A 15188-nucleotide genomic window follows, 5' to 3' on the forward strand; every position below is an offset into this window, starting at 1 on the left:
CAGGCGGTTCTGTCGGATGGCACCGCCGAGGGCCGACGCGAGGCGTTCTTTCTGACTGGCGGTTTCATGGCGCTCTGGATCATCGCTTACGGCGCGGTGCAGGCCTTTGCGCCCAAGCTTCTGGGCGCGAAATCCCAGCCCGAGGCCGCGATCACCGCCAAAGCCATCACCTGGGCGGGCTATCTGGTGCCGATCCCCTTCGCGCTGGCAGCCGCCGTGCTGATCGCCCCCGCGCCCGCGCCCGGGCTGACCGCCAAGATCCTGATCGGGCTTCTCGCCTTCGGCTTCGTCTTCGCGATCAATTCCTCGGTGCATTCCTATCTGATCCTCGCCTTTGGCGACGCCGCCCGGATCACCCGCGATGTCGGCTTTTACTACATGGCCAATGCGGCGGGGCGGCTGATCGGCACGATGCTCTCGGGGCTGAGCTACCAGATCGGCGGCCTGCCGCTGTGCCTTGCCACCGCAGGCGCGATGGCCGCCGCAAGCTGGTGTGCCGCGCGCAGGCTGACGCGGTCAGAAGCGCCCGCGGATCAATCCTGATTCTGATCCGCCGCCGCGGGCCGAACCGCAAGGGGCAGAGATGGCAGCGATCAGACTTCCCAAGAAGCTGAGTTTTCTTGCAAAAGCGGGGAGGCTGGAACGGGTGAAGGGGGCCGTTCTAGAAAATCGAACCCGCCCTGATCGCCGCTTTCTCTTTTATTCTCAATGCCTTCCGAACCTCACGCCTTCCGGTCAGTGTCGCTGTGTGTGCTTGGCGTGGTGCTGGTGTGTGTTTCGCGCTTAGCGCGTGGATGGGGCGACTTCAAGTGCACTTGCCATTTACTTCGGGGGCAAATTAACGTTGTGACTCAGCTATCACGGGGAAAATATGCTTAAGTGTTTATCCGGGCTTATCTTATTGGTCGCACCATCTGCCGCCTTTGCTGACTTGTATCTAACAGAAGATGCTCACGCTGCCGACATCTGGGTAATCATAACGGAAAACAGCCGTGCGGCTGACTGCTGGGTTCACACTTCTGACCTTGCGACAGCTCCCCGGCCCGGTGACATTTGGGCGCTGGTCACAAATGTACCAAACGCCGCAGACAAATGGATAATCATTACGGACGACGCCAAAACCGCTGATCCGCTCGAATGCTTGCTCAGAAAGTAGCCCCAAAGTTGGCGAAAAATCCGAGGCCCCACACTCGACCGTGATTGCCCGCGCGATCCCCCCGGTGGGTGCCCGTTCTGGCCCGTCCGACGCCCCCTGCGGTGCCCTACCGACCGCAACCCGGAACACCCAAATGGGCACACCTTATGCATGGGTGCCGGTCTCCCGCCGTCTCCCTAGGGCTTGCCCTTGCGGGACGTCTCATGCTGCCCCGGAATGCGTCCCAATGAAATTATCCTTGCATTCTGAGACGACGCCCGGCATCACATCTGAAACTTCATCGGGACAATCGGAGGCTTAGACCATGATCGTCGGATATGCCCGCACCTCGACCACGGAACAGAAGGCCGGGCTTGCTGCCCAGCTTCGCGACCTTGCCGCCCACGGCTGCGAGAAGGTCTTTCAAGAGGAAGTGTCGTCGGTGGACACGGACCGCCGCTTGCAGCTTGAGGCCGCGCTGGACTTCCTGCGCGAAGGGGACGTGCTGACAGTGACCAAGCTCGACCGCCTTGCCCGCTCAGTGAAGCACCTACTGGACATAACGGAACGGCTGGCAGCAAAGGGTGCGTCCCTTCGCATCCTCGGAATTGGCATCGACACGGGCACCCCGAACGGGCGCCTTATGCTGACCCTGTTGGGCGGCATCGCGCAGTTTGAGCGGGAGATCATGCTAGAGCGTCAGCGCGAAGGCATCGCCAAGGCCAAAGCCGAGGGCAAGTATAAGGGCCGCAAGCCGACCGACGCGGGCAAGGCGGCTGATCTGCGGCGGCTGATCGCAGAGGAAGGGTTGAGCCCCACCGAGGCGGCAAAGCGTGTCGGCATGGGCCGCGCGACGGCTTACCGGCTGATCAAGGAGGGGGCCTGAGTGTTGCATAAATGACACTCCCTGTCTCCATATCTGTCTTTTTTCTCGGGCACCAAACCTGCGACAGAATGAATCAATTGGTGCCCGGGGAGTCGCTAAGCCGTTGATCTGACTCGCTCCGCATTAGATTGCATATCTGCTGCGTAAATAATCAAGCATTTACAGGACTCTAGAGGAATCCTATCCGGGCCGCAGAGACAACCCGAAAGGACAACCCCATGAACACCTCGGCCCCCGACTTCGACGCCCTTCTGGCCACCGCGTCCACCGCAACCCTTCTGGCCGCCGCCAGTGACCGCCTTTCGCGGATCGCGCGGGAACACCGCCTGAACAACGAACAGTTCGCAGCCATGGCCGCCGCAGCCCATGCCGCCGAGTTCCTTTATGACCTCGCGGAAGGGCTGGCCCGGGGCGAGACGACGGCCCCCGGAGAGCGCACGCGGGACATGGAAATGGCCCAGCGTTTCGTGGCGGCGAAGCTGGCGGAATTGCAGTGGGGTCATGGGGTCAAGGTCATGCCCGATGCGGCCCAGTATCAGGGCTTCGACTGGGCGGCGTTCCTGTCCGAGGACGAGAGAAAAGCCGCCTGAAACACCTGCTGCACCCGTCTGGTGCTCGGTGGGGTGGACATTAAGCGCGTGATGACGTGGATGGGTCATAGCACCATCTCGACCACCATGCGTTACATGCAGATCAGGCCCACGGCGCTTGAGGACGTGCTGCATGTGCTGGAGGCGAAGGCGGGATAATGCACACGACCGATGATCCGTGCGACGACCGGACTTTCTCTTGGGAAAGCGATCTGCACAAGCTGATCGCCTTTGCGCTCTGCTACGGCGGGACCGAGGCGGCTGCACTGATCGGCGACCCCTGCGACCCGTGGGACTAACTGCCCCTCCGGCAGACAACCAATAGGACACACGCAAGGCCCCGCTTCGGTGGGGCCTTTTGTTTTCACGAAAGGACAACGACCGTGACCAAATGTTATGACGACTATCCCAGCCCCGAAAGTTTCGCCCCGATTTCCGCCCAAGGGGCCGAGGTCGCAATCTCCATCCTCGAAGGGGGGCTGTGGCTCATGACCGTGGAAAGCGACGTGGCCGCCGTTCTGGCCGTGATCGACGCTCTGGCCGCCCTCACCCACAAAGAAAAAGACGCCATCATCCTCGAAGGGAGCTTCTGAACATGAACCCCATCAACCCCATCGTGCTCCCCGGCAAGAGCTTCGACCTGAACACCTTCACCTTCAACGATGTCACACTGCGCACCGTCCTGATTGACGGAAATCCGTGGTTCGCCCTCATCGACGTGCTGGCCCTCGTCGGGATCGCCCCCACGAACGCCTACAACTACACCCGCCGTTACATGGACGCTTCCGAGTGGACCCGCGCAGGTAAGCGGGAGTTCAATGGCGGGACCTACTTCAACTTGAAGGGGGTCCTCGATCCGAGTTCGGTGGGCGGTTCGATCACCCTCGTCTCCGAAAGCGGCCTCTACAAGACCATCCTGCGCGCCCAGCGGTCCAACCCTGCGGCAAAGGAAGTGCAGGATTGGGTCACGAAGGAAGTCCTCCCGCGCATCCGCCGTGACGGGGCTTACATCATGGGCGAGGAGAAGGTGGCGACGGGGGAGATCAGCGAAGACGACCTCCTAGAGAGCATGGCCGCCGCGCCCATGCGCGACATGCCCCAGCGGGTCATAAACTCAAAAGTTTATGACGTAAACTAAAGTAATATAAATGGTCTGACCACTCTAATTGACACGGAGACGCCCGCACAGGGCTGCCCCTTGAGCCACTTAGGCCCCTAGCGGAAATGCAAGAAATCCCGTCATGCGCCGCCTCCGGGGCTCCTTGGCTTTGAGGATTACCCCTCAGCACTGGACATCACAATCCGAAAACCTCCTCAACCCCGTCACCGTCAAAAAGCATCAATCCCAAGAGGAACCCGACACATGAGCCACAACACCTACCAAGTCACCGAAAACGAGGCGGTGACGCTTGCCGCCGAAGCTGCCGCAGCCCGTCGCAACGCGCCGCAAAACGGCTTTCGCCCCGCGGCCATCACCTCCGACCGCCATGAAGTCACCATCCGGGGCGGGCAGATTGTCGAAGTCAAGAGCGCCAGCAAAACGCTGGGCGTCCCCACCGTGTATGTCGATCAGCCGCGACCCGGCTTCATCAAAATTCCCGGTTCGGGAGAAACCACCGTCGCGGCGGCGAAGGCTGCCGGTTTCTTGCCGCACACGTGGCAGGAGGGCGACAAGCTCCCTTTTGATGATGCCCCCAAAGGTCCGCAATCGGACCCCAAGCGGGGCAGCGACAAGGCCACTGAGGCGGCCCAAGAGAAGCCGCAGGAACGCACCGTTGCCGAACACCGCGTCAAGGTCGCCGGGGACATTCTCGACCGAGCCGACACCGCACTGGGGGCTGAGGTCACTGACAGCCTCATCAACGCTGCGGTGGAAAGCGGGGAACTGCCCGAGGAAGGGCTGCCCGAAGGCTTCACGCCGGTCATGGTGAAACAGGTCTACCAAGGCTATGTCGCCCAAGCTGACGCCGTGCTTGCCCCCGTGGGCGCTTCCGTGGCGCTCCTGCAAGACATGCTGACCGACGACGAACTGCGCCAAGCGCGCCATCATACCTTGTCCAAGAACAGCGAAAGCCTTGCAGACCTCGGACGATCTGCGGTCAACCGCCTCGCCATGCCGCCCAAGACCGACCCCGAGGGCTTCATGCAAATGGTTGCGGACATGTCCCCTGCCGAACGCAAGTGCATCGACTTCGACAAGAAGCGCGGGGAATGGCTGGTCAAGATCCCCGGCAAGCCGGTCATGAGTTACGGCGCGGCGGTCCACATGGGCCTCATTCGCGTCTGACTGGTTACCCCCTCAACTTGAGGGGTTAGTCCGCCCCGTCTCCCGAACCTCCCCCAGCGGCCACCATAGACCGCCACCTAGCGCCCCCTGCGACCACCGTGGGGGCGCCCTTTCGTCATTCTCTCCCGTCACCCAGAGGAAACACCGACAATGTCCGCTGAAATCTACACCATGCCGCCCCTGCCAACCGCCACCTGTTCGGGCTGCGGGGCCACCTTCGCCCCGCCCGTGCTGCCGTCCCGCGCCGGGGGCAATGCCACCACCTGCCGCGCCTGTGCCGCCGCTGCCATCGAAGCAGAGCACGCCGCCGAACGCTCCGCATACACCGCCATGAGCACCACGGGGACCACCCTGAAATGAACGCTGAACACCCCATCGCCCGCCTTCTGGACCTGACCGCGGCCCTCGGCATCGACCCGGCCAAGCTGATGGCGCAATTCGAAATGCTGCGCGGCGACCCGGACGCCGACTCCGTGTCAGACAACGAAGGCGCAGTTGTCGCCCGTGCCGTGCACGATCTGATTGAAGCCTGTGGCAGCGCGGGCCGGATCATCAAGGCCGCCGTGGTCGCCAAGGCAATCGGTGACTATGTGGCCGAGGCCCAGCGCCAAGCGCGGGAACAGCATGACCCGCACCGTTGATCTGACGCCGGTCCCCGTGTGGGTCGCCGGTAAGGGCTTGGTCAGTCCCCCCGGATGGATCAGCCCGGAGACGCGGGCCTTGATGCAGAAGGCGCAGGACGATTGCGCCGCCTATCAAGCCGCCAAGCTGAGGAATGACGAAAAGGGGGTCAGCAAAGTTGACACCCTTTCTGACACCGCCAAAGGCACCGGAACACCTGCCGGGTTCGTCATCGACCCCACGGGCGGGCAGCGATAGGCCCACCGGCTCCCCCACAGGCCCGCCAAGAGGCCGTCTAGGCTTGCCATAGGCAACCCACCTGAACCCACGAATGGCCCCTGTGCGGGCCTCTCTGTGAGTCTGGCGCTGCCCGCTCCGATCAGTCACCTGGCCTTCGCATTGCCAGCTTCGTTTGTGTCGAGTTTCCCCTCGGCTGACGATGCGTGCGGGGGTGACGGCCCGCCGCTAGGTGACTGATCCGGGCGGGCAGTGCCGCAAGGGTGTATGCAAAATAGACACCCTTCCTTGTTCCTCTGCCCTGCATCCCCGCGCGACCCTCGGGGCTGTTCCTTACCGGCCCCCTCGGGTGCCCTTGGGAAGGCTGCCGGGGTGCAGAGCAGAGGAACAAGCCGCCCATCTCCCAAAACGTAAGGAACACCATGAACGAACTGACGACCTTCCAATTCCAGCCCGCAGAGGGCACCGAAAGCGCCCGCCCGGTGCGCGCCGTGACCATCGACGGTGAGCCGTGGTTTGTGGCCCGCGACGTGTGCGACGTGCTGGGCCTGACCAAAGACCGAGATGCCGTCGCCCGGCTGGATCGTGACGAAAGGGGGTCGGTAAAAGTGGACACCCTTGGCGGCGCTCAATCGGTCAACATCATCTCGGAAAGCGGCCTGTATGCGCTTATCCTCCGGTCCAACAAGCCCGAGGCGAAAGCCTTCCGCAAATGGGTCACGGCGACAGTGCTGCCGACGATCCGCAAGACCGGCTCTTATGTGCGCGGCGAGGAAGCCTTCGACGTGACCACCGAGGCGGGCCTTGCTGCCGCGACGATGCACGTCATGGCCGCCCTGCAAGCGAAAGCGGACGGGTTCAAGGCGATGTATGAGGCCGCTAAGCCCAAGGCCGACGCTTTCACGGTGATTGAGGAAGCCAAGGGGTCAATGACCGTCACCGAGGCCGCCAAGGCGCTGAAAGCAAAGCGGGACGACCTCTATGGCCACCTTGAACATCGCAAGTGGGTCACGAAGGGCAAGCGCAGACAGGCCACGGCATCCGCCCTGCGATCCGGCTATATGGACACACGGACCCAAACGGACACCCGAGGGCGCGTCCACACGACCCCCGTGGTGACGCCCAAGGGCCTCGCCTATCTCGCCGAGATCAAGGCCAAGCAGCGGGCCTAGACGGGCATCGCACGGGGTCAGGAGGGGAGGAGGAGAGAGGAGGGACACCGACTGAATTACCCCTCAGCACAGGAGAGGAGGCCCCCTTTACATGCTAATTAACATGTATGGGATGCCCAAAGTGGGTGATCAGGCTAGGGCACGTCCAGCGTCCCGTCAGCGCCTCTCACTCCCGCATCCCCCCGTCCGCCTCGACTGCGGGCAAGCCCAGCGCCTTCTTCATCGCCTTCGTGGTCTGGCGCAGCTTCGCCACGTCGCCCCCATAGACCCGATCCCCGACGCCCCCGAGGGCATGACCAAGGATCAGGTTTTGATCCAGTGACGACACCTCGGCCAGAATGAGCCTGTCCTTCATGTTGTGCCGCAGGGAATGGATGACGTGCTTGTCATCCGCCGACACCTGCCGCAGATGCTTCATCAGCGCCGCAGAGGCCGCGTCAGAGCCCCGCTTGCGGCCATAGGTGGGGAACAGCATGACACCCGCAGGGGCCAGTTTGAGGGCCTCCTGAGCGGCTTCCAGCGCGTCCCCGACAAGGGGAACACGGCGGCGGGAAGACGTGGTTTTGAGCGTCCGCAGGGCGTTCGGCTCAATGCGGATATGCGGGAAATCCCCGTCCGTCACCACGTCCCCGACCATAAGGCCCGTGACCTCGGCCAGACGGCACCCGGTCCCCTCGACCAGACGCCAGATCAGGGCCAATTCGGGGGCAGCATTCGCAAGCACTCTCGCGCGGGTCTTCGTCAGCACGGCGGGCGGCAGCGGGTCGCGCTTCTCCGACGCCTTCTGTCCCTGCCCCTTCGCCACCCGCGCGACGGGCAAGCGACTGAACGGGTTCGGCATCGTGTCGGGCATCCCGAACTCGACCTTGGCGAAGTTGACCACGGCGGACAGGATCGCCAATTCCCGCGACACCGTTGCCGCGCTGACCTTGCCCCCGGCCCCTCGGCCCGTCGCCTTCACCCGGTCAAGCATGTGGTCGCGGACGGCGCGGGCCTCTTCGCGGGTGATGGCAGTCAACAGCGGATCGCGCCCGATGGCAACGATTGCGGCCTCCACAACGCGGGTCGCAAGCCCAACGACGCGGCTGTCCGTCTCCGGGCTATCCGCTTTCAGATGCTCTTTCAGATAGAGCCGCAGGGCGTCCCCCAAGGTGGGCTCCGGGGGCCTGTAGCGTTCCGGCCCGAGGCGCAGAAGGTTGACCGTGTGGCGGTCCACCGGGGGCGCTCCGATAGGCTCATAGCCTTCCTGCGGGAAGCTCTCGGCCAGAGAATCGGCGGCAAGCTCTAGGGCCTCCTCCGTCGCGCCACGCGCCACCAGATCAGCCCGACGCCGCAACGCCTCGGCATAGGCTTCGCGCTCTGACGCACCCGGCCCCGACGCGACCACGGCCCCGGCGATCCTTTTCTTCGCCGCCTCAATCTCGCGCTCCACTTGGGCGTGATACTGCGGATAGGCGGCAAGGGCTTCCTTCTGAGAATCGCCCAGCTTGCGCTTGAATTCGCGCTTGGTGATAACCTCGGAAACGTCCTTGGGAACCCTGCGGCGGTATTGCCAGCTTCCCGATTTGGTTTGCTCAACGTGCTTCAAGACAAGTCCCATGTGTGCCCCGTGCGTGCTTGAATGTGCACCGGAAGGGACGCAAGGGCCAGAAGATATTGAGAAATTTGACCCGGATAGGGGTCAGATGGAGCGGGTGAAGGGAATCGAACCCTCGTCATCAGCTTGGGAAGCTGCGGCTCTACCATTGAGCTACACCCGCGTTGAGCGTCAGATAAGCGATGCCTCCCGCGCCGTCAAGCGCCGATCTGGCCGCGGCGGCGGCGGCGACCGCCGCCATCGCCCGAACCGCCCGCGTTGAAATTGACCTCGGGCAGCGTCACCAGCGCGCTCAGCTGCGGGAAGGGGTCGGTCGCATGCGGGATCGCATTGGCCGCCACGAAATGCTCCTGAAAACGCGGCTCGATCGCGGTCTCGATCTTCACGATCCGACGCACCTGCGCCTCGATCCCCCGCCGCGCCGCCACCGAGCACAGCGCCATCCGCGCCCCCGTCCCCGCGGCATTGCCCGCCGAGCTGACCGCCTCCAGCGCCACATCGGGGATCATCCCCAGCACCATCGCATGTTTCGGGCTGATATGGGCGCCAAAGGCCCCGGCCAGAACGACGCGGTCGACCCGGTCCACCTTCATTTCGTCCATGAGCAGCCGCGCGCCCGCGTAAAGCGCGGATTTCGCAAGCTGAATCGCCCGGATGTCGCCTTGGGTGACGGTGATGCGGGGCCCACCCGCAGCGCTGGCGTCATGGATCACATATTCCTGCGTCCGCCCCATCGCCACGCAGCGCGCCGTGCCCACCTGCCCGGCCGAGCCGATCAGCCCCGAGGCATCGAGGATCCCCGCGATCCGCATCTCCGCCACCGCCTCGATGATGCCCGAGCCGCAGATGCCGGTGATCGTCGGCGCGCCAAAGGCCGGATCGTCCGACCAGTATTCGTTGCCGATGATGCGAAACCGCGGCTCCTTGGTCACCGGGTCGATTTCCACCCGCTCGATCGCGCCCGGGGCGGCGCGCTGACCCGAGGAAATCTGCGCCCCCTCGAAGGCCGGGCCGGTGGGCGAGGAACAGGCCAGAACCCGGGTGCTGTTGCCCAGAAGGATCTCGGCATTGGTGCCGACATCGACGATCAGCGACAGATCCTCGCGCGTTTCGGGCGCTTCCGAGAGCGCCACGGCGGCACAATCGGCGCCGACATGGCCCGCGATCAAGGGCAGGATATAGGCCCGCGCGCCGGTGGCGATGGGCGTCAGCCCGATTTCGGCGGCGCGGAGGGTCAGCCCCTGCCCCGTCGCCAGCGCGAAAGGCGCCTGGCCCAGCTCGACCGGATCGAGGCCGAGCAAAAGATGGTGCATGACCGGATTGCAGACGATCACCGCCTCGACCACGGCCGCGGTGTCGATCCCGGCCTCGAGCGCCAGCGCCTCGGCCAGCGTCGCAAGCGCCGCCCGCACGGCCGTGGTCATCTCGGCCGCGCCGCCCGGGTTCATCATCGCGTAGCTGACGCGGCTCATCAGATCCTCGCCAAAGCGGATCTGCGGGTTCATCAGCCCCGAGGAAGCCAGCACCCGGCCATCATCGAGCGCCACCAGATGCCCCGCGATCGTGGTCGAACCAAGATCGATCGCCAGGCCGTAAAGCGGCGCCTCGCGCAGGCCCGGGAACAGCGCGACAAGTTGCGGCGCGGACCCGTCGCCCGCCTCCTGCACCGCCGCCGTAACCTGCCAATTGCCCTTGCGCAAGACCGGCTGCAGCTGCGCCAGAACCGCAAGATCGACCTGCAAGCCCTTGATCTGCCATTGACTTTCCAAAGCCGCCGCAAGGCGTTCGAAATCGCTTGAGGGCTCGTGCATCGAGGGCTCGGCCACTTCGACGTAAAGCGGCCGGGTGGCCGGGTCCATCTCCATCACCCGCTCGGAGGCGGATTTGCGGATCACCTGCCTGTGCACCTGGCTCTCGGCGGGCACGTCGATCACCACATCGCCCGTCACGCAGGCCTGACAGCCCAGCCGCCGCCCCGGTTTCAGGCCGCGGATGCGATCATAGCGCTCCTCGACCGCGTTGAGCGGGCTGAGCGCGTCGGGGCCGACGCTGACGCCATGTTTGGGAAAATCGCCATAGCCCGGAGAGATCTGGCATTTCGAGCAGATGCCGCGGCCACCGCAGACGGAGTCAAGATCGACGCCCAGCGCGCGGGCGGCCGCCAGAACCGAGGTGCCCCGGGCGACCCGACCGCGTTTGCCCGAGGGCGTGAAAATCACCAATGCGTCGTCACTCATCGCGCTCTCCCTGTTTCAATCTCCGTTCTAGGGCAGCCCGCGCGCAAGGCAAAGCCCGGCTGCGACAGCAAGTCGCGGCTTTGCGGCATGCGGGAAGCGAAACGGCGGATCAGCGCGGCGCGGGCCCGGGCTCAGCGCTTGGCGGCTGCGCCGAATTCGGTGCTGGAAAACCGGCTCATCGCGGAGCCGATTTCCTCGGACAGGCGCAGGATGGTTTCCAGCCGGGTCTTGATTTCGGCATGGAACAGATCAAGCTGATCGATGGTCGCGGCCAGCCCGCCGCCATTGGCGCGCAGACGGCCGCATTCCACCCGCCCCATCACCCGGATCGTGTCGAGACCCAGCATCAGGCGGCGGATTTCCGAGCTTGACCGGGTCAGCTCCTCGGCATGCTCGACCGCGCTTTTCAGCGCGGCGCGGCTGTCCTCCCGCCCGGCGGCACGCAGCCGTTCCAGCCCCGTCCCCTCGGCCGCCCAGTCGATCCCCGCGACCGCCTCGGCGTGGCGGAAACGGCCGATCATCTCGGACAGGACACGATCCGCCCCGAGCAGGAACAGCGCCCGCGCCGCCTGCCGGGAGACCCGGTCGCACAGGTTGTCGCGGCCGGTGACGAAGCTGCGCAGCCGCTCCGAAATCACCAGCGAGGAGGCGCGGTAGTTTTCGGAAATCGCCGAGACCGGCCCGCCCGAGGGTTCAAGCCGCGAGGCGACAAGGCGCATGTTGTTCGGGATCGATTGCAGCGATTCGAAGCTGCGCAGCAGCTTGCGCTGCTCCTGCGTGACCTGTTCAAGCGCCACGTTCAGATCGATCAGCCGCTGCGTGCGCGGATCCACGGGGCGGCGCATGCGCAAGTCGCGCGAGGCCAGTTCCTGGCCCAGCGCACTGGCCATGAAGGTGGTGTAGCTGGTGAACCCCGCCTCGGTCACGGCCTGCCACAGCATCCGGGCGCTGGCTTCGGGGTCGAGCCCCTCGCCCCGTTCGCGGGCGCAAAGATCGGCGTAAAGCGTCTGAACCTTGTCGAAAAGCGGCGTCGAGGGTTTGAGCCGCACCGACAGATAGCCGCCCTCCATCGGCAGGATCACCGCGAAGACCCAGTAGTGATCGCCGTTGCGGGCCCGGTTCTTGACATATCCGCCCATCGGATAGCCGTTGCCCAGCGCATCCCACAGGATGCGGAACAAAGCGCGCGGCGTGTCGGGGTGGCGAACGATCTTGTGCGGCGCCCCCAGAAGATCCCCCCAGCCATAGCCCGAAACGCGCTGGAACACGTCATTGCCCGCCAGAATGACGCCGCGCTTGTCGGTGCGCGAAAAGAACACCTCGTCGAAGCCGAAATCGACCGCCCCTTCGGTGTGGCGCGACGGATCATTCTGCAGGGTCACGGGGCTTCTCCGGTTCAAGATGGCGCAGTCTACCCGCGGCCGCGTTACCGGGAGCTTTATTTTCGGGCACTGGCGGCGGATATTCGCGAAAACCGCGGCGATTTCCCGGGCTGCGGCGGCCGCGCGTCAGGACGGATCCGGCCGCGATCCCGCACCGGGCCGGATCCAGGCCGAGACCGGCGCCGGGCGGCCGAAATGATAGCCCTGCAGGAAATCGGCGCCGATCCGGCGCAAGAGCACCGCCTCGGCCTCGCTCTCGACCCCCTCGGCGACGATCGACAGCTCCATCGCCCGCGCCAGACCGACGATCGAGCGCACCATCCGCATCCCCTGCTGGCCGTCCTCGATCGAGCGCACGAAGGAGCGGTCGATCTTCAGCACGTCGAAGGGCATCTGCGTCAGATAGCCGATCGAGGCGAAGCCGGTGCCGAAATCATCCATCGCCAGGGTGAAGCCGTTGTGGCTGAGCGCGATCAGCTCGTGTTCGATCGTGGCATCGTCGCGCACCACGATCTGCTCGGTCACCTCGACCTCGATCCGCCAGGGCGCGATGCCCTGCGCCAGCACGACGGCGGTGAATTTCTCGGCAAAGCCGCGACTCATCAGCTGCGCGGGCGAGACGTTGATGCTGACCCGCGCCTGATCCATCCGGCGCATGTCGGCGCAGACCAGATCCAGCAGCCGCCAGCCCAGCGGCATGATCAGCCCGGTCGCCTCGGCCACCTTGATGAAACGGTCGGGCGCCACCGCGCCCAGCTCGGGCGAGGTCCAGCGCGCCAGCGCCTCGTAGCGGATCGGCGCCGCGCCAAGGCTGGCCGGAACGATCGGCTGGTAATGGATTTCCAGCCCCTCGCCCTCGCTCAGGGCGCGGCGCAGTTCCTTTTCGATCCGCTTGTGATCGATGTCCTCGCTTTCCATGCGCTTGTCGTAGCGCACGACCTCCAGCGTCTCGCGCAGCTTGGCGGAATACATCGCCCGGTCGGCGCGGCGCAAAAGCTCGTCCTGTTCCATGCCGCGCCGATCCTCGAAGGCGAGCCCCTTCGAGGCCAGAACCTCGAAGCTGACCCCGTTGCACAGGATAGGTCTTTCGGACAAGGCATTGATCTGACGGCATTTGTCGGCAACGACCCGCTCCAGATCCTGGCTTGCGGAAAACACCACGAAGAATTCGTCGCCGCCATAGCGGGCGAGGAAGGCGGTCTCGTCGGCGATGGTGCGCAGCCGCGCGGCGAATTCGACCAGAAAGGCATCGCCCCCCAGATGCCCGACAGTGTCGTTGATCAGCTTGAAACGCACCAGATCGATGGCCAGAACGGCGCAATCGACCCCGCTTTGATCGCGCAGGCTGTCAAGATGCTCGCGCATCGCGAAGCGGTTGGGCAGGCTGGTCAGCGCGTCGATGCGGGCGCGGTCAAAGGAAATCGCCTCGCGCTCGATCAGCACCGCCGCCTTCGCGCGCAGCAAAAGCGCCGCGGAACCAGAGATCACCACGAACAGGAAGCTGATCCCCGCCATGATCGGAAACATCTTCCAGAACAACAGCGTCCCCGGCTGCGGCGGGGTCCAGCGCAGCCAGGCCACGGGCTTTCCGTCCACCCCCGGCAGCGCGACCGAAACCGTCGCGGCCGTCGCGGGCGGGGTCAGCGTCACGACAAGCCCGGTGATCGAGAATTCGTTTTCCATGTCGCGCAGCCGCTGCGGCGCCATGACCTTGCCGATCGTGGCGATGGCGGCGCTGCGCGGCACCACCCGCGCCAGAATTTCGGGGTTTTCGGGCAGCAGATAGGAGCTTGAGAGCATCACCGGCAGGCCGTCGCGCATCTCGAAGTAATCCTGCGTCTCGCGGTGCGACGGGTCGAGCCCGGGCACGATCTGGCGCAGGATCTGCCGCGTGTGTTCGGTCAGGAACCCCGGTTGCGGCGCAAGCCCCGCCCCCTCGCGCCAGGACAGCGGCGCCGCGAAAGGACCGTCGAACACCTCGGCAAACTGGAACACCTCGCCGCGATGCGCCGTGATGCCGTAATTCGAGGCCAGCCGGTCGATCGCCAGATCTTGCGCATCGACGTAAAGATCTGTCCAGTTGTGGTAGTCGCTTGCCAGAAGGGAGACCTGTTCCAGCAGGCTTTGCACCCGTCCGGCAACGCGTTTCGTCGATTCCCCGGCGGCGCTGTCGTCCATCGTGCCGCGCACCGACAGAAGCGACATCCACAACACGGCCAGCACCGCGAGCAGAACCGCGGTCACCAGGACCACGATCTGCCGCGGCAGGGTGTTGCCACTCATCAGGCGGCCGCCTCCAGCAGCGGCAGCGCGGTGTTTTCAAAGCCCAGAACGCAGACCTGCGCATAGTCGCAGGTCAGTTCGCTGCCCGCGGCCAGATCACGGGCGGCGACCATCTCCTCGCCGCGGTCGATCAGGCTGGGGTCGTCGCTGTGGTTCATGAACATGTCCCCATCATTTCCAAGGCGGAAAATCCCGAGATGCGGAAGATATTCCGCGTGGTGCAGAACCGTCTGCGCCAGGTCTTCGGGAAAGAGTGCCAGCGTAGCGGCAGGTATGTCCACATCAAACATCGGATCATGGCGCCAGACCGTGGCGCCGGCGCGGATCGGCACCCGGGTAAAGACGCCAAGGCCGTGGATTTTGCTGCGGGCAACATAGTGATTTACAAGAAGCATGGAATGTCTCGTCTGGCATCGGGGATGGGTCGTTCAGGCCTCGGCCTGCATCAGCACGACGGAGAAGAGCGCAGCGCCAATGCCTGCGATCTGCCGCGTCGAGAGGGTTTCTCCGAAAAAGACGACACCGACACCGGTCAGCAGCAGGATGGTGGCCGAGCTGTAAAGCACGGCGATCTGCGCCAGGCTCTGGCCTTGCATGAGCCACATCCAGCCCAGCGCGGTCAGCGCATAAAGCGCCGCCCCGGTGAAGAACCAGACCGAGGCATGCGGCACGGCGCGCAGGCTCGCGGATTTGAGCGCGTAATCGCCGACAATCGTCAAGACGACGATTGCCGCCAGAATGAGGTAGGATCGCATCGCGCG

Annotated in this window: 16 protein-coding genes, 1 tRNA gene and 2 pseudogenes; 12 read left to right on the top strand and 7 right to left on the bottom strand. The window is 64.7% G+C overall.

Going from position 1 to position 15188, the window contains the following annotated elements; translation table 11 throughout:
* The 12 genes and pseudogenes from LY44_RS17020 to LY44_RS17065 form a co-directional block, all read left to right on the top strand.
* A pseudogene (locus LY44_RS17020) lies at positions 1-543 on the top strand (organoarsenical effux MFS transporter ArsJ); the annotation flags it as partial.
* 917 nt (positions 544-1460) lie between these two features.
* Complete coding sequence (locus tag LY44_RS17025) at positions 1461-2021, top strand: recombinase family protein (RefSeq protein ID WP_055212059.1); 561 nt, start codon at positions 1461-1463, stop codon at positions 2019-2021.
* Between the two features lie 218 nt (positions 2022-2239).
* Entirely contained in the window at positions 2240-2611 is a 372-nt protein-coding gene (locus tag LY44_RS17030) for a hypothetical protein (protein WP_055212060.1), read from the top strand.
* Positions 2612-2626: 15 nt separating this feature from the next.
* A pseudogene (locus LY44_RS18490) lies at positions 2627-2770 on the top strand (hypothetical protein); the annotation flags it as partial.
* Positions 2770-2910: a hypothetical protein gene (locus LY44_RS18080; protein WP_160320029.1), complete on the top strand. Its 141-nt coding sequence runs from the start codon at positions 2770-2772 to the stop codon at positions 2908-2910. The pseudogene LY44_RS18490 and the gene LY44_RS18080, both read left to right, overlap by 1 nt.
* An 84-nt stretch (positions 2911-2994) precedes the next feature.
* Positions 2995-3204 (top strand): hypothetical protein, encoded by a 210-nt coding sequence (locus LY44_RS17040; RefSeq protein WP_055212062.1) that lies wholly within the window; start codon positions 2995-2997, stop codon positions 3202-3204.
* 2 nt (positions 3205-3206) lie between these two features.
* Positions 3207-3749 (top strand): BRO-N domain-containing protein, encoded by a 543-nt coding sequence (locus tag LY44_RS17045; protein ID WP_055212065.1) that lies wholly within the window; start codon positions 3207-3209, stop codon positions 3747-3749.
* Between the two features lie 225 nt (positions 3750-3974).
* Complete coding sequence (locus tag LY44_RS17050; protein ID WP_055212066.1) at positions 3975-4898, top strand: hypothetical protein; 924 nt, start codon at positions 3975-3977, stop codon at positions 4896-4898.
* Between the two features lie 150 nt (positions 4899-5048).
* The gene (locus LY44_RS17750; protein WP_146707276.1) at positions 5049-5258 is read left to right on the top strand and encodes a hypothetical protein; all 210 of its coding nucleotides are present in this window, start codon (positions 5049-5051) and stop codon (positions 5256-5258) included.
* The gene (locus tag LY44_RS17055; RefSeq protein WP_055212068.1) at positions 5255-5539 is read left to right on the top strand and encodes a hypothetical protein; all 285 of its coding nucleotides are present in this window, start codon (positions 5255-5257) and stop codon (positions 5537-5539) included. Before LY44_RS17750 ends, LY44_RS17055 begins: the two co-directional genes overlap by 4 nt.
* The gene (locus LY44_RS17060; RefSeq protein ID WP_055212070.1) at positions 5523-5777 is read left to right on the top strand and encodes a hypothetical protein; all 255 of its coding nucleotides are present in this window, start codon (positions 5523-5525) and stop codon (positions 5775-5777) included. Before LY44_RS17055 ends, LY44_RS17060 begins: the two co-directional genes overlap by 17 nt.
* A gap of 401 nt (positions 5778-6178) precedes the next feature.
* Positions 6179-6928 carry a phage antirepressor gene (locus LY44_RS17065; RefSeq protein WP_081024427.1) on the top strand — a complete coding sequence of 250 codons (750 nt, stop codon included), beginning with the start codon at positions 6179-6181 and terminating at the stop codon, positions 6926-6928.
* Positions 6929-7094: 166 nt separating this feature from the next.
* Here LY44_RS17065 and LY44_RS17070 read toward each other — a convergent pair whose 3' ends face one another.
* The 7 genes from LY44_RS17070 to LY44_RS17100 all read right to left on the bottom strand — a co-directional run bounded on the left by LY44_RS17070 (position 7095) and on the right by LY44_RS17100 (position 15182).
* Entirely contained in the window at positions 7095-8528 is a 1434-nt protein-coding gene (locus tag LY44_RS17070; RefSeq protein WP_111396070.1) for a site-specific integrase, read from the bottom strand.
* An 86-nt stretch (positions 8529-8614) separates the two neighbouring features.
* Positions 8615-8688, bottom strand: a tRNA-Gly gene (locus LY44_RS17075).
* 34 nt (positions 8689-8722) lie between these two features.
* Positions 8723-10762: an ASKHA domain-containing protein gene (locus tag LY44_RS17080; RefSeq protein WP_055211469.1), complete on the bottom strand. Its 2040-nt coding sequence runs from the start codon at positions 10760-10762 to the stop codon at positions 8723-8725.
* A 131-nt stretch (positions 10763-10893) separates the two neighbouring features.
* Complete coding sequence (locus LY44_RS17085) at positions 10894-12144, bottom strand: PAS domain-containing protein (protein WP_055211471.1); 1251 nt, start codon at positions 12142-12144, stop codon at positions 10894-10896.
* A 126-nt stretch (positions 12145-12270) separates the two neighbouring features.
* A complete protein-coding gene (locus LY44_RS17090; protein ID WP_055211473.1) occupies positions 12271-14427 on the bottom strand; it encodes a putative bifunctional diguanylate cyclase/phosphodiesterase in 2157 nt (718 codons plus the stop codon).
* Complete coding sequence (locus tag LY44_RS17095) at positions 14427-14822, bottom strand: SET domain-containing protein (protein WP_055211475.1); 396 nt, start codon at positions 14820-14822, stop codon at positions 14427-14429. Before LY44_RS17095 ends, LY44_RS17090 begins: the two co-directional genes overlap by 1 nt.
* 33 nt (positions 14823-14855) lie before the next feature.
* Positions 14856-15182 (bottom strand): hypothetical protein, encoded by a 327-nt coding sequence (locus LY44_RS17100; RefSeq protein ID WP_055211477.1) that lies wholly within the window; start codon positions 15180-15182, stop codon positions 14856-14858.
* Between the last annotated feature and the right edge of the window lie 6 nt (positions 15183-15188).

The sequence above is a fragment of the Rhodobacter capsulatus genome (assembly GCF_003254295.1).
Taxonomy (GTDB): domain Bacteria; phylum Pseudomonadota; class Alphaproteobacteria; order Rhodobacterales; family Rhodobacteraceae; genus Rhodobacter; species Rhodobacter capsulatus.

Bases quoted from the DNA above. Each gene is read 5' to 3' on its own strand.
- LY44_RS17080 (WP_055211469.1), bottom strand. From the start codon at position 10,762: ATGAGTGACGACGCATTGGTGATTTTCACGCCCTCGGGCAAACGCGGT.
- LY44_RS17070 (WP_111396070.1), bottom strand. From the start codon at position 8,528: ATGGGACTTGTCTTGAAGCACGTTGAGCAAACCAAATCGGGAAGCTGG.
- LY44_RS17025 (WP_055212059.1), top strand. From the start codon at position 1,461: ATGATCGTCGGATATGCCCGCACCTCGACCACGGAACAGAAGGCCGGG.
- LY44_RS17100 (WP_055211477.1), bottom strand. From the start codon at position 15,182: ATGCGATCCTACCTCATTCTGGCGGCAATCGTCGTCTTGACGATTGTC.
- LY44_RS17030 (WP_055212060.1), top strand. From the start codon at position 2,240: ATGAACACCTCGGCCCCCGACTTCGACGCCCTTCTGGCCACCGCGTCC.
- LY44_RS18080 (WP_160320029.1), top strand. From the start codon at position 2,770: ATGCACACGACCGATGATCCGTGCGACGACCGGACTTTCTCTTGGGAA.
- LY44_RS17060 (WP_055212070.1), top strand. From the start codon at position 5,523: ATGACCCGCACCGTTGATCTGACGCCGGTCCCCGTGTGGGTCGCCGGT.
- LY44_RS17090 (WP_055211473.1), bottom strand. From the start codon at position 14,427: ATGAGTGGCAACACCCTGCCGCGGCAGATCGTGGTCCTGGTGACCGCG.
- LY44_RS17045 (WP_055212065.1), top strand. From the start codon at position 3,207: ATGAACCCCATCAACCCCATCGTGCTCCCCGGCAAGAGCTTCGACCTG.
- LY44_RS17095 (WP_055211475.1), bottom strand. From the start codon at position 14,822: ATGCTTCTTGTAAATCACTATGTTGCCCGCAGCAAAATCCACGGCCTT.
- LY44_RS17065 (WP_081024427.1), top strand. From the start codon at position 6,179: ATGAACGAACTGACGACCTTCCAATTCCAGCCCGCAGAGGGCACCGAA.
- LY44_RS17750 (WP_146707276.1), top strand. From the start codon at position 5,049: ATGTCCGCTGAAATCTACACCATGCCGCCCCTGCCAACCGCCACCTGT.
- LY44_RS17055 (WP_055212068.1), top strand. From the start codon at position 5,255: ATGAACGCTGAACACCCCATCGCCCGCCTTCTGGACCTGACCGCGGCC.
- LY44_RS17050 (WP_055212066.1), top strand. From the start codon at position 3,975: ATGAGCCACAACACCTACCAAGTCACCGAAAACGAGGCGGTGACGCTT.